Source organism: Thiomonas bhubaneswarensis (genome assembly GCF_001418255.1).
GTDB lineage: Bacteria > Pseudomonadota > Gammaproteobacteria > Burkholderiales > Burkholderiaceae_C > Thiomonas > Thiomonas bhubaneswarensis.
Map to the genome: position 1 here is coordinate 164,848 of NZ_LIPV01000007.1, position 13,003 is coordinate 177,850.

14 protein-coding genes are annotated in these 13,003 nt (G+C 66.1%); 2 read left to right on the plus strand and 12 right to left on the minus strand.

Annotated features, from left to right (window positions below; translation table 11 throughout):
• Positions 1-8 precede the first annotated feature (8 nt).
• Together rnhA and ASC45_RS10795 are read right to left on the minus strand one after the other, a co-directional pair.
• Entirely contained in the window at positions 9-464 is a 456-nt protein-coding gene (gene rnhA / locus ASC45_RS10790; protein WP_055451041.1) for a ribonuclease HI, read from the minus strand.
• A 5-nt stretch (positions 465-469) separates the two neighbouring features.
• Complete coding sequence (locus tag ASC45_RS10795) at positions 470-1,357, minus strand: class I SAM-dependent methyltransferase (RefSeq protein ID WP_055451100.1); 888 nt, start codon at positions 1,355-1,357, stop codon at positions 470-472.
• Positions 1,358-1,381: 24 nt separating this feature from the next.
• Here ASC45_RS10795 and gloB point away from each other — a divergent pair, with 24 nt between their 5' ends.
• Both gloB and ASC45_RS10805 read left to right on the plus strand, forming a co-directional pair.
• Positions 1,382-2,191, plus strand: a complete 810-nt coding sequence (gloB, locus tag ASC45_RS10800; protein ID WP_055451042.1) for a hydroxyacylglutathione hydrolase — start codon at positions 1,382-1,384, stop codon at positions 2,189-2,191.
• A gap of 12 nt (positions 2,192-2,203) precedes the next feature.
• Positions 2,204-3,889 carry a transglycosylase SLT domain-containing protein gene (locus ASC45_RS10805; RefSeq protein ID WP_245610029.1) on the plus strand — a complete coding sequence of 562 codons (1,686 nt, stop codon included), beginning with the start codon at positions 2,204-2,206 and terminating at the stop codon, positions 3,887-3,889.
• Between the two features lie 44 nt (positions 3,890-3,933).
• On the opposite strand, the gene ASC45_RS10810 is transcribed toward ASC45_RS10805, so the two are convergent.
• The 10 genes from ASC45_RS10810 to ASC45_RS10855 all read right to left on the minus strand — a co-directional run bounded on the left by ASC45_RS10810 (position 3,934) and on the right by ASC45_RS10855 (position 12,991).
• Positions 3,934-5,187, minus strand: coding sequence for a CaiB/BaiF CoA transferase family protein (locus ASC45_RS10810; RefSeq protein WP_055451043.1), 1,254 nt, complete (start codon positions 5,185-5,187; stop codon positions 3,934-3,936).
• A complete protein-coding gene (locus ASC45_RS10815) occupies positions 5,180-5,578 on the minus strand; it encodes an MAPEG family protein (protein WP_055451044.1) in 399 nt (132 codons plus the stop codon). The genes ASC45_RS10810 and ASC45_RS10815 overlap by 8 nt, the downstream gene beginning before the upstream one ends.
• A 175-nt stretch (positions 5,579-5,753) precedes the next feature.
• On the minus strand, positions 5,754-7,292 hold the full coding sequence (mctP, locus tag ASC45_RS10820; RefSeq protein WP_055451045.1) for a monocarboxylate uptake permease MctP: 1,539 nt from the start codon (positions 7,290-7,292) through the stop codon (positions 5,754-5,756).
• A 4-nt stretch (positions 7,293-7,296) separates the two neighbouring features.
• Positions 7,297-7,509: a DUF3311 domain-containing protein gene (locus ASC45_RS10825; RefSeq protein WP_055451046.1), complete on the minus strand. Its 213-nt coding sequence runs from the start codon at positions 7,507-7,509 to the stop codon at positions 7,297-7,299.
• Positions 7,510-7,729: 220 nt separating this feature from the next.
• On the minus strand, positions 7,730-8,212 hold the full coding sequence (moaE, locus tag ASC45_RS10830; protein ID WP_174514717.1) for a molybdopterin synthase catalytic subunit MoaE: 483 nt from the start codon (positions 8,210-8,212) through the stop codon (positions 7,730-7,732).
• 12 nt (positions 8,213-8,224) lie between these two features.
• Positions 8,225-8,482, minus strand: a complete 258-nt coding sequence (gene moaD / locus ASC45_RS10835) for a molybdopterin converting factor subunit 1 (protein WP_055451048.1) — start codon at positions 8,480-8,482, stop codon at positions 8,225-8,227.
• Between the two features lie 3 nt (positions 8,483-8,485).
• Entirely contained in the window at positions 8,486-9,721 is a 1,236-nt protein-coding gene (locus ASC45_RS10840; RefSeq protein WP_055451049.1) for a molybdopterin molybdotransferase MoeA, read from the minus strand.
• Positions 9,718-10,239: a molybdopterin-guanine dinucleotide biosynthesis protein B gene (mobB, locus tag ASC45_RS10845; protein WP_055451050.1), complete on the minus strand. Its 522-nt coding sequence runs from the start codon at positions 10,237-10,239 to the stop codon at positions 9,718-9,720. Before mobB ends, ASC45_RS10840 begins: the two co-directional genes overlap by 4 nt.
• Complete coding sequence (thrC, locus tag ASC45_RS10850; protein ID WP_055451051.1) at positions 10,239-11,681, minus strand: threonine synthase; 1,443 nt, start codon at positions 11,679-11,681, stop codon at positions 10,239-10,241. The genes mobB and thrC overlap by 1 nt, the downstream gene beginning before the upstream one ends.
• Positions 11,681-12,991, minus strand: coding sequence for a homoserine dehydrogenase (locus ASC45_RS10855; protein ID WP_055451052.1), 1,311 nt, complete (start codon positions 12,989-12,991; stop codon positions 11,681-11,683). Before ASC45_RS10855 ends, thrC begins: the two co-directional genes overlap by 1 nt.
• Between the last annotated feature and the right edge of the window lie 12 nt (positions 12,992-13,003).

A 13,003-nucleotide genomic window follows, 5' to 3' on the forward strand; every position in this document is an offset into this window, starting at 1 on the left:
AGCTCCCCCTACCCTCGCCCCGCCGCCTCCACGCCCTGGTTCGCCAGGGCGTCGGCCCGTTCGTTGCCGGGGTCGCCGGTGTGGCCGCGCACCCAGACCCAGCGCAGCGCGTGCGGGGCGGCGGCTTTTTCCAGGCGCTGCCAGAGATCGACGTTTTTCACCGGCTTTTTATCGGCCGTGGTCCAACCCCGGCGCTTCCAGCCGGCGATCCACTCGGTCATGCCCTTGAGCACGTATTGCGAGTCGGTGTGCAGCAGCACCCGGCTGGGGCGTTTGAGGGTTTCGAGGGCTTGAATAGCGGCCATGAGTTCCATGCGGTTGTTGGTGGTCTGCGCCTCGCCGCCGTGTAGGGTTTTTTCATGCGCGCCGCTGCGCAGCACCACGCCCCAGCCGCCAGGGCCGGGGTTGCCTTTGCAGGCGCCGTCGGTGTAGATGATGATTTCAGGGTCGGTCTCGTTCGTCATGTCGTTCAGATTTTTCTGGCTTGTCGCTGCGCCACGGGTTGCAGCGCCACGGCGCGGCGCTTGGTGCGCATCTCCACCTTGCCGACCAGGCGCATGGCGGGTACGCGCTTGATCGCGGCGAGAAAATACACCGCGCCGAACACGGGCCACCAGCGGTCGCCCGCCTTGTCCATGAAGCGCCAGCGGTGCAGCCACAGCGGCGAGCACAGCGCCGGGCGGTAGCAGCCGAAGCGGCCCTGCGTCACCTCGAAGCTGAGCAGCCGCAGCCAGTCGCGCACGCGGCGGGGGGCGAGAAATTCGCCTTGCTGCGGCAGGTACCAGCCGCCGCCGACGCGGCCGACGAGCTGCCGCATGCCCCACAGGCTCCAGGTGTTGAAGCCGCTGATGACGACCTGCCCGCCGGGCACCAGCACGCGCTCAACCTCGCGCAGGCAGGCGTGGGGGTCGTCCACGCCTTCAAGCGTGTGCGGCAGCACCACCAGATCGAGCGACTGCGCGGGAAACGGCAGGGCGGTGAAGTCGCATTGCAGGTGTTCGGTGTGGATGGCGTGCAAATCGGACGGCGACGACTCGGGCTGGGCCTGGGCATTTTCTGCGGCCACACCCACCGCATCGACCAGACCCGGCTCGGCATACACCGGCTCGCCGCCGTAATGCTCGGGCAGCAGGCAGACTGGGCGCACGCTCGGCCCGTCGAAGGTGGCCTGCGGGGCGCCATCGAGGGCCAGCCAGCGATGCGGCATGCGGTTGTGCGCCAGGCCCTGCAGCGCCGGGTTGCCGAGTTGCAGGGCGTGATAGCCGAAAATATCGCTCACCACACGGTCGATCTGGCTCTGTTCCCAAGCCAGCGCATAGCGACCGGGCGGCGTCTGCAGCCAGTGCTGCAGGCTCATCGAAGGCCACAGATCGGAGTCACCATGCATACAGAAGCGCTTGCAGCCTTTCGGGATAACTACATCTGGTTGATCCGGCCCGACGCGAACGATCCGCGCACGCTGGTTGTGGACCCGGGCGACGCCGCGCCGGTGATCGATGCCTTCGAGCGGCGCGGCCTGGAACTGCGCGGCATTCTAGTCACCCACCATCACAGCGACCACGTGGGCGGCATCACCGACCTGCTGCAGTGGTGGCAGGCGAGGCACCCTGCCGATGCGGCGCCCGTCTGGGGGCCGGCAGGCGAGGCCATCCCGCATCGCACCCAGCCCCTGCGCGAGGGCGATACGTTCACGCCGCAGGGCTGGCCGGTGCGGTTCGAGGTGCTCGAAGTGCCGGGTCATACCCTGGGGCATATCGCCTATGTGGCCCGCCCGCTGCAGGGCGATCAGGCGGCGCTGTTCTGCGGCGACACGCTGTTTTCCGCGGGCTGCGGCCGCCTGTTCGAAGGAACCCCGGCCCAAATGCATCATTCTTTGAACAAACTGATGCAACTCCCTGAAAATACGACCGTAAATTGTGCCCACGAGTACACCCTCTCTAATCTACAATTCGCCCGGTCTGCAGACCCCATGAACGAGGCGGTGGTGGCGCACCAGCAACGGTGCCTGGCCTTGCGCGCCAACGGGCAGCCCACCTTGCCCAGTTCCATCGGTCTGGAGAAAAGCATCAACCCGTTTGTGCGCACCGGCGAACCCGGCGTGTTGCAGGCGCTGGAGCGTTACAGGGGCCAAAGGCCGCAAGATGCATTGCAGGCACTGGCCTGGTTGCGAGAGTGGAAAAACGATTTCTAGGGGTGAGTACCGATGCAGCAACTGAGACGACTGCGATTCTGGGCGCTGGGTGCAATGGTCGCAATGGCCGCCGGATGCGCCGCCGTCCCTCCCGCCGCCAAGACCTCCGCCGCATCGCCTCCCCCCAGTCCCTCTCCCCAGACCGCCTCCGTCACCGAACCCCCCGCTGCTCCCGAAACCCCGCTGCAGGCCGAGACGCTCGCCAGTGCGCCGGTCACACCCACCGAGCAGACAGCGCTGCAGGACGACACCAAGGACATCACCCCGCAATACGCCGACATCTGGCAGCGCATCCGCGCCGGGTTCGCCATTCCTGATATGGACAGCCCACTGGTGGACCAGGCCGCGCAGTGGTACGTCTCTCGGCCCGACTATGTGGCCCGCATGACCGAGCGTGCTCGCAAGTATCTCTACTACACCGTGCAGGAAGTGCAAAAGCGCGGCATGCCCACCGAGCTGGCGCTGCTGCCTTTCATCGAGAGCGCCTACAACCCCGACGCGCGCTCAGTGGCGCATGCGGTGGGCATGTGGCAGTTCATTCCCTCCACCGGCAAGCACTACAACCTGAAGCAGAACCTGTTCCAGGACGACCGCCGCAGCGTGCTGGCCTCCACCAACGCCGCGCTCGACTATCTGCAGAACCTCTACAACATGTTCGGCAACTGGCAGATCGCCCTGGCCGCCTACAACTGGGGCGAGGGCAGCGTACAGCGCGCCATTGCCTACAACAAGGCGCATAACCTGCCGGTGGACTATCAAGACCTGCGCATGCCCAATGAAACGCGCAATTACTATCCCAAGCTGCAGGCGGTGAAAGACATCATCTCCGATCCCGCCAAGTACGGCATCACCCTGCCCGACATTCCCGATCATCCGTACTTCAAAGCCGTCACCATCACCCGCGACATCGACGTGTCGCTTGCAGCCAAGCTCGCGGGCATGACCGTTGAAGAATTCCGCTCGCTCAACCCGGCCTACACCAAGCCGGTCATTCTCGGGGCGACCAATCCGCGCATTCTCATGCCGTATGACAACGCCACGCATTTCGCCCAGGCGCTGCAGGCCTACAACGGCCCGCTGTCTACCTGGACGGCCTACACGGTGAAGTCCACGCAGTCGCCGGTGCAACTGGCCCGCACGCTCGACATCAGCGAAGCCATGCTGCGCGACACCAACGACATTCCGGCGCGGCAGCTCATCAAGGCGGGTTCGACCGTGCTGATCCCCAAGGCCGACGATCAGGCCAACAAGAACGTCAGCGCCGCCATCGCCGAAAACGCCGTGCTGGCCTTCGCCCCCGAGGCGCCGCCGGGGCGCCGCATGGTGTTGCGCGTGGGCAAGTATGGTGATTCGGTGGAACGGGTCGCGCACCGCTATCACCTCAGCCCGCTGCAGGTGGCTCAGTGGAACCGCACCACGGAGCGCGGCATTTTCCGCAAGGGTCAGTTCGTGACCATTTACGTCACCCACACGCCGCGCATTTTCGTGGCCGAGCGCAAGGCTGACCAGCGCCGGGTGGTGGCCGAGCGCAAGACCGAGAAACGGCGTGTGGTGGCCGAGCGCAAACCGCAGATCAAGCGCCGCAACATCGTGCGCAAACCCGTCAAGGTCGCCGAACGTCAGCGCACAGAGCGCAAGGATCTGCGCTACAGCGTGCAGACGCGCGACAAGCGCCTGATCGACGTCGCGCAGCAGTAAACGTGCGGTACGGCGCGCTCGCGCCGATTGATACTGACAGACCGCTAGACCGCGCCGCTCTCGCGCAGGGCCGCGATCTGCGCCGCATCCAGCCCCAGTTCGGCGAGCACTTCGTCGGTATGCGCGCCCAGGGCCGGGCCGAGCCAGCGCGTGGCACCGGGGGTCTGGGACAGCCGCGGCGCCGGGGCGGGCAGATCGACCGGGGTGCCGTCGGCCAGGGTGTGCGCCTCTATCATGCCGCGCGCCTGAAACTGCGGGTCGGCCACGACATCGGCAATGCTGTAAATGCGCGTGGCGGGCACCTCTGCCGCGCGCATGGCCTGCACGATGGCGTCGGGCTGCTGTGTCGCGGCCCATTGCTGGATGGCCGCGTCGATCTCGTCGGCACGCGCCATGCGGCCCGGATTGCGCGCCAAGCCGGGATCGTCGGCCATGTCGGCGCGGCCGATGGCCAGCATCAGGCGGCGGAAGATCGCGTCGCCATTGCCCGAAATCTGCACCCACTCGCCCCCCTTGCTGCGGTAGACATTCGACGGCGTGATGCCCGGAATACTGGTGCCGGTGCGCTGCCGCACGGTGCCGTCGTAGCTGTATTCCATCAGCGTGCTCTCCAGCATGTTGAACACACTCTCGGTCAGCGCCACATCGACCACTTGTCCCTCGCCGCCGGTGTGGCCATTCCAGCGCCCGCCAGTGGCGTCGCGGTGGCGCAGCGCGGCCAGCGCGCCAAACGCGGCGTGCAGGGCGGCGATCGAGTCGCCCAGCGACAGATTGGCGCGCATCGGCGGGCGGTCGGGGTCGCCCGTCACGTAGCGCATACCGCCCATGGCCTCAGCAATCGCGCCGAAGCCCGGCTGCGAGCGCATCGGCCCGCTCTGGCCGAAGCCGGAGATACGCACCATCACCAGACTGGGGTTGACCGCACGCAGTGCTTCCCAGCCGAGGCCGAGTTTTTCCAGTGCGCCCGGGCGCATGTTCTCCACCACCACGTCGGCGCGCTCGACGAGCCTCAGCACGATGTCGCGCCCTTCGGGATGCTTGAGGTTGACGGTGATGCAGCGCTTGTTGCGCGCCTGCGCCGCCCACCAGAGCGATTCGCCCTTGTGCAGCTTGCGCCAACTGCGCAAGGGGTCGCCACCCGGATCGTCGCCCTGCGCGGGCGATTCGATTTTGATCACATCGGCGCCGAACTCGGCCATCAGCCGGGTGGCGAAAGGGCCGGCGATCAGGCTGCCCAGCTCGATCACGCGCAGGCCGTCGAGCGCACCGCGCGGCACTGAAGAGGTCGACTCATCCATAAAACGGGGCAAACAGCAATGCGATATTGACCAGCAGGGCCAGCCCCCATACCGCGGAGCGCAGCGAGGCCTTGTCGTTCAGATAGCACCACAGATAGAAGGCGCGCAGCACCAGCCAGGCGATGAGCAGGCCATTGACCAGCGGCAGCGGCGCCTTCAGGTACAGCGCGAACAAGGCCGCCGCAAACAGGAAAGGCAGCGCCTCGAAGCTGTTGGCCTGCGCCGCATTGGCACGGCGTCTGCGCGGGTCGGTCTGGCGTTCCAGCCATAGCCTGGGCTCGTTGTTGTCGTAGCGGTTGTCCTGCGAACGAAAGGTGCCCGCCTTGGCCTTGCCCGCGGCGACGATGGGCAGTTGCGAGGCGATGAGCAGCAAGATGGCTGTGAGCAGCATGGGCGTTCTCCGTAGAGGAATGTGCAGCATACAAAAACCAAGGGCCGACGATGTCGGCCCTTGGCACTGCCGTCGCGTTCGAACGCGATCTTCAGGGAGCTAAACCCAGCAGCCAGTCGCAACTGACGTGATACTCGCCATCATCCCGCGCCCTCATGGACAATCTGGGTTAAACCTAACCCGCGTAGTCCGCAGCCACGGTGGCGTCCTGCGGGTTCGCCATGCCCAGCGCCCGTATGACCACCGTCGCCACCACGGCCACGACGAAATTGAGCACCAGGGCGTACAGCCCGATGTAGGCCGGAATCACCATGCCTGCGAGGTGCAGCGCATAACCCGACGACTTGAAGCCGCTGAGCGAAGCCGCCCAGATACCCCAGACCAGGCCGACGGCCCAACCCAGCAGCAGCGCCTTGGCGTCGAACCAGCGGGTGTAGATGCCCGAGACGATGGCCGGCAGGGTCTGCAGAATCAGGATGCCGCCCAGCAGTTGCAACTGGATGGCGTAAGTCAGCGGCAGGAACACGATGAACAGCAGCGCGCCGAACTTCACGATCAGCGACACCAGCTTGGCCATGTCGGTTTCCTTCTGCGGCGTGCAGTTGGGATTGAGATAGGCCTTGTAGATGTTGCGGGTGAAAAGATTCGCCGCCGCGATCGACATGATGGCCGCGGGCACCAGCGCACCGATCGCCACCGCCGCGAAGCCCACGCCCACGAACCAGCTCGGGAAGAAATGCAGCAGCAGGCCAGGCATGGCGAACTGCGGGCCGTACTGCTTGAAGTACGGCGCCAGATCAGGCAGCTTGGCAATACCCGAGGCGTAGGCCATATAGCCCAGCAAGGCAATCAGCCCCAGCATGAACGAATAGGCCGGCAGAAACACCCAGTTGCGGCGCAGGGTGTTGGGGCCCTTCGCGGAAAGCACCGCGGTGGTCGCGTGGGGATACAGCATCAGCGCCAGCGCCGAGCCGAAAGCCAGCGTGGGATAGAACGACTGCAGGCCCAGATTGCCCTCCTTCACCGGCGGCAGCAGCAGGTGCTCCTTGGGGATGGCGGCGAAGATGCTGCCGAAGCCGCCGAGCTTGTAAGGCACGACGATGATCAGCGCAATGACCGTGATGTAGACCAGCAGATCCTTGACCACCGCGATCGACGCCGGAGCGCGCAGCCCGCTGGTGTAGGTGAAGGCGGCCAGAATGACAAAAGCGATGATCAGCGGCAGGTCACCCATCAGCCCATGCGTGGAAAAACCCAGCCCGCCGATCACCACCTGAATGCCCACGAGCTGCAGCGCGATGTAAGGCATGGTGGCGACGATACCGGTCACCGCGATGGCCAGAGCCAGACCCGGGCTGCCGTAGCGGCCGGCGACGAAGTCGGACGCGGTGATGAAGTTGTGCTTCCTTGCGACGATCCACAGCCGCGGCAGGATGGCGAACACCATCGGATAGACCAGCACGGTGTAGGGCAGCGCGAAGAAGCCCAGCGCCCCGGCACCGAACACCAGCGCGGGAACCGCGACGAAGGTGTAGGCGGTGTAGAGGTCGCCGCCGATCAGAAACCAGGTGATCCACGAGCCGAAGCGGCGGCCGCCCAGGCCCCACTCGTGCAGATGGTTCAGATCACCTTTGCGCCAATGCGCCGAGACGAAGCCGAGGATGGTGATGAACAGGAACAGCGCGATGAAGACGACGGTAGCGACGATGTTCATGGCTTTAGTCTCCGCTTCCGCTGGGCACGACCATCTTGTAGACGATGGCGATGAACACCCCCGACAGCGGCACCCAGACCAGCTGCCACCAATAGAAGAAGGGAATGCCGAACACGCTGGGCTCCAGGGTGTTGTAGAACGGCACGACGAGCACGGCGATGCAGGGAATCGCCAGCAGGATGAACTGCAGCGGCCCCAGTTTTTTGGGTGTGGACATGGAACGGTCTCCGAAAAGATGCGGCGCGTTCGTGGCGGCCGCCCTTGGTTTTGCTCATCGGTGGTCGATACCGATGCACTGACCGTCGCAGATTAGTCCAAGGCTTTACAGATTCGTGTTTCCAGATGCGACAGACGAAAACAAACGCAAACGAACGACCGTTCGTGCGGGTTTTTCCTGAGCCTGCGCAAAAATGGGCCTGAGCGGCCCGCGCCTGCGATCAGGCGGCGTTGTCTGACGCCACGCCCCATCGGCGCAGCGCGGCGTCGTCGGATTCGCGCGCATCGACCCAGTGGCCGCCCTCGGGCGTAGTCTCCTTCTTCCAGAACGGTGCCTGGGTCTTGAGATAGTCCATGAGAAATTCGCAGGCGGCGAACGCTGCGGCGCGGTGGGCGCTGGCCACGGCCACCAGCACGATGTCGTCGCCCGGCAGCAGCGGGCCGACGCGGTGGATCACCGTCACGCCCAGCAGCGGCCAGCGCGCCTGAGCCTGCGCGACCATGCCCTGAATGGCCTGCTCGGTCATGCCCGGATAGTGCTCCAGCTCCATCGCCTGCACATGGCCCGGAGCACATGCACCCGGATGATGATCGCGGCACAGGCCGACGAAGCTGGCGATCGCGCCCACGTCATGCCGCCCGGCGCGCAAGGCCTGCAGTTCGGCGGCCTGATCGAACGGCGCGGTCTGAATGCGAACGGTGATCGGCACCATGGATCAGCCCCCGGTCACGGGCGGGAAGAACGCGACTTCGCAGCCGGGTGAAAGCGGCGTCTGTGCGTCGCACATGACCTGGTTGCAAGCCATGCGCAGGGGCTTGTCGGCAGCCATTGCCACGGCGTAGCGCCCGCCCTGCGCGCGCAGCCAGTCGCGCGCCTGACCCACGGTCTGCACCGTCTCCGGCAGGTCGTGGATCTCCTGCGACAGCCCGACGATCTCGCGGACGCTGGCGAAATAACGGATGTGCACGCGCATGTTTCAGCCCTGCAGCAAAGCGGAAAGCGGGAGATAGCGCACCACATCGCCACGGGCGATGGCCTGCTGCGGCGGGTTGTCCACCAGGCCGTCGGCCCAGACGGTGGAGGTGAGCACGGCGGAATTCTGCGACGGGTACAGCTCGGCCTCGCCCTGGGCGTTGAGCTTCACCCGAAGGTATTCGCGGCGCTTGTCGGGCTTGGGCCAGTCGAACGCGGCGCGCACCGGCAGCGCCTGCACCGCGGTCTGCGTCGCCCCCTGCATGGCCAGCAGAAAAGGCCGTACGAACAGCAGATAAGTGATGAAGCTCGACACCGGATTACCCGGCAGGCCGATGAACGCCGCCTCGCCCTGCCCCGCTTCGCGGCGCACATGGCCGAAGGCCAGCGGCTTGCCCGGCTTCATGGCGATCTGCCACAGATCGAGCGCGCCTTCGGCCTGCACTGCGGGCTTGACATGATCTTCCTCGCCCACCGACATGCCGCCGGTGGAAACAATGAGGTCGTGCCCCAGCGCGGCCCGCCGCATCATGGCGCGCGTGGCGTCGAGCCAGTCCGGGACGATGCCGAAATCGGTGACCTCGCAGCCCGCAGCCTGCAGCAGCGCCTGAATGACAAAGCGGTTGGAGTTGTAGATGGCACCTGGTCGTAGCGGCTCTCCGGGCATGGCGAGTTCGTCGCCGGTAAACAGTATGGCCACGCGCGGCTTGCGGCGCACGCTCAGCGTGGCCACGCCGACCGATGCCGCCAGGCCCAGGTCTTGCGGGCGCAGACGCTGCCCCGCGTGCAGCACCACGCCGCCCGCCTGCACATCGAGGCCGCGGCGCCGCACCCAGTCGCCCGCCTTGGGCTGGTGGTTGACCTGCACCGCATCGCCGTCGGCCGTGCATTGCTCCTGCATCACCACGGCATCGGCTCCGGGAGGCATAAGTCCGCCGGTGAAAATGCGCGCCGCGGTGCCCGGCTGCAGCGGCTGCGGCACGGCGCCAGCAGGAATGCGCTGGCTGACCGGCAGGCGCTGGCCCGGCGCGGACACGTCGGCGCTGCGCAGGGCGTAGCCATCCATCGCGGTGTTGTCGGCCGGCGGCACGTCCATGGTGGAGCGCACGTCCTGCGCCAGTACGCGGCCCAGCGCGGCCGACGTGGGCAGGGTTTCGACATCGGGGAGCACGCGGGCTGCGGCAAGCAAACGTTGCAAGGCGATGTCGGGGTCGATCAGGGGGGGCGGTTGCGCTGTCATGGCTGGTACTCGAACGCTATGGCATTGTCCATCAACCAGTCGGCCACGGCGGGCGGCGTGTTGATGTCGAGGACATGGGTAGGGGCAGGTGGCGGAAGCTGCCCCGGCGAATCGGTGGCGATGGCGCGGATCAACGGGTCTTGCGGGTAACACACCGGCCGACCGGTGCTGGCACGCCAGATTTCGATCTTGGGCAGACGGGCCGTCTTGAAGCCTTCGACGAACACCCAATCGACGCTCGGATCGAGCATGGGCAGCAGATCGGGCACATCGAGTTCCACCGGCTGCGGCAGGCGCCGCTGCAGCGCGATCAGGCTGTCGGAGGCGGCGAGCACCTCGTAGGCGCCGGCTTGGCGATGGCGCCAGGTGTCCTTGCCCGGATGATCGATCTCGAAGCGGTGATGCGCGTGCTTGAGCACCGAAACACGCAGCCCGCGCTGCACGAACAGCGCGACCAGCGTCTCGACCAGGGTGGTCTTGCCACTGCCGGAAAAACCAGCGAACCCGACGACTTTCATCAGGCCACCGCAGCCCCTGTCGCGCAGTGCATCGCGATGTACGACTTCACCGCATCCACCTCTACCGGCATGACCGCAAAGCGCTGTGGGCGACGTTCGAGGTCTTCCAGACCGGCAGGCCGCGCGGGCTCGACACCGACCGCCTCTTGCAGGGTTTCGGGGAACTTGGCCGCCAGCGCGGTTTCCAGCACCAGCATGGGGACGCCGGGCTCGCGATGTTCGCGTGCGACCTTCACGCCATCGGCGGTATGCGTATCGATCAGGCGCTCGCTGCCCTGCCACACGCTGCGGATGGTGGCGAGCCGGTCGGCGTGGGTGCTGCTGCCCGAGGCAAAGCCGTAATCGGGGCCGATGCGGGAAAAGGCCGGGTCGGACGACAGGTCGAAGAAGCCCTCGCGGCCCAGCGCGTTGGCGAACAGATCGTGCACCCGTGCGGCGTCGCGCCCGAGCAGATCGAAGATGAAGCGCTCGAAGTTCGAGGCCTTCGAGATGTCCATCGAAGGACTGGAGGTGTGATGCGTCTCGGCCGATTTGCGCGGGCGGTAGACGCCGGTGCGGAAAAACTCGTCGAGCACGTTGTTCTCGTTGGTGGCCAGCACCAGCTTGCGGATCGGCAGACCCATCATGCGCGCCACGTGCCCGGCGCAGATATTGCCGAAGTTGCCCGACGGCACGGTGAAGCTCACCTGCTCGTCGTTGCTGCGCGTGGCGGCGAAGTAGCCGGCGAAGTAGTAGACGATCTGCGCCGCCAGCCGCGCCCAGTTGATCGAGTTGACCGTGCCGATGCGCCAGCGGCGCTTGAAGTCGAGATCGTTGGACACGGCCTTGACCATGTCCTGCGCATCGTCGAACACGCCCTGCACCGCGATGTTGTGGATGTTGGCGTCGGCCAGCGAATACATCTGCGCCGTCTGGAACGCGCTCATCTTGCCGAAGGGCGAGAGCATGAAGACGCGAATGCCACGTTTGCCGCGCATGGCGTATTCGGCGGCGCTGCCGGTATCGCCCGAAGTCGCACCCAGAATGTTGAGCTCGCTGCGCTGGCGGGCCAGCGCGTACTCGAACAGGTTGCCCAGCAGTTGCATGGCCATGTCCTTGAAGGCCAGCGTGGGCCCCTCGGACAGCCCGAGCAGAGCCATGCCCGGCTCGCTCTTGAGCGGCTTGAGCGGCACGATCTCGGCATGGCCGCCGAACACCTCGGACGTGTAGGTCTTGGCAATCAAGCCGCGCAGATCGTCGGCAGGAATGTCGGTGATGAAGCGCGACAGGATTGCGAACGCCAGATCGGCATAGGGCAGCCCGCGCCACTGCGCCAGCGTGGCCGCGTCGATCTGCGGATACTGCTCGGGCAGGTAGAGCCCGCCATCGGGCGCCAGGCCTTCGAGCAGGATGTCGGAAAAACCTCGGGTCGCGGACTCGCCGCGGGTACTCAGATAACGCATCAGCGCAACTCCTCTTTGCGAATGCGCACGATCGGTGCGTGCACGCTGGGCAGGGTCTGCATGCGCGCGATGGCGGTGTTCATGCGCGCCTCGACGGTGTCATGCGTGAGGATGATGACGTCGGTCTGATGCTCGCCCTCCCCCGCCTCGCGCTGGATCAGGCCGTCGATGGAAATGTCTTCCTCGGCCAGGATGCGGGTGAGCTCGGCCAGCACACCGGCCTGATCGGCCACTCTCAGCCGCAGGTAATACGCGGTGACCACCTGGTCCATCGGCAGGATGGGCTGGTCGCTGATGGCATCGGGCTGGAAGGCCAGATGCGGCACGCGGTGCTCGGGATCGGCGGTATGCAGCCGGGTCACGTCCACCAGGTCGGCGATAACGGCCGAAGCCGTCGGCTCCGAACCCGCGCCCTTGCCGTAATACAGCGTCGGCCCCACGGCGTCGCCCTGCACCACCACTGCGTTCATCGCCCCCTCGACGTTGGCGATCAGGCGGGTAGCCGGTATCAGGGTGGGATGCACCCGCAGCTCGATGCCCTGGGCGGTCTGCCGGGTGATGCCCAGCAGCTTGATGCGGTAGCCGAGCTGCTCGGCGTAGCGAATGTCGGCGGCCTGCAGCGCAGTGATGCCCTCCACATAGGCCTTGTCGAACTGTACCGGCACGCCGAAGGCAATGGCGCAGAGGATGGTCGCCTTGTGCGCCGCGTCCACGCCCTCGATGTCGAAGGTCGGATCGGCCTCGGCGTAGCCCAGCGCCTGCGCCTGTTTCAGCACGGTGGCGAAGTCCAGCCCCTTGTCGCGCATCTCGGTCAGGATGAAGTTGGTGGTACCGTTGATGATGCCGGCGATCCACTCGATGCGGTTGCCCGCCAGCCCTTCGCGCACCGCTTTGATGATGGGAATGCCACCGGCCACCGCGGCCTCGAAGGCCACCATCACGCCCTTGGCCTGCGCGGCGGCGAAGATCTCGTTGCCATGCAGCGCGAGAAGCGCCTTGTTGGCCGTGACCACATGCTTGCCCGCAGCGATAGCGGCCATCACCAGCTCGCGCGCGGGGCTGATGCCGCCCATGAGTTCGACCACGATGTCGATGTCAGGCCGGGTCGCCAGGGCCATGAAATCGGTGGTGATGGGCAGCGCATCGCCCAGAGCGGCACGCGCCTTGTCGGGGTTGCGCGCGGCAATGGCGGCAATCGCAATGCCGCGCCCGGCCCGGCGCTGCAGTTCTTCCTGGTTGCGCGCCAGCACCTTGACCACACCGCTGGCGACGGTACCCGCGCCGAGAAGGGCAATCTGTAAAGGTTTCATAGAGAACGGAAG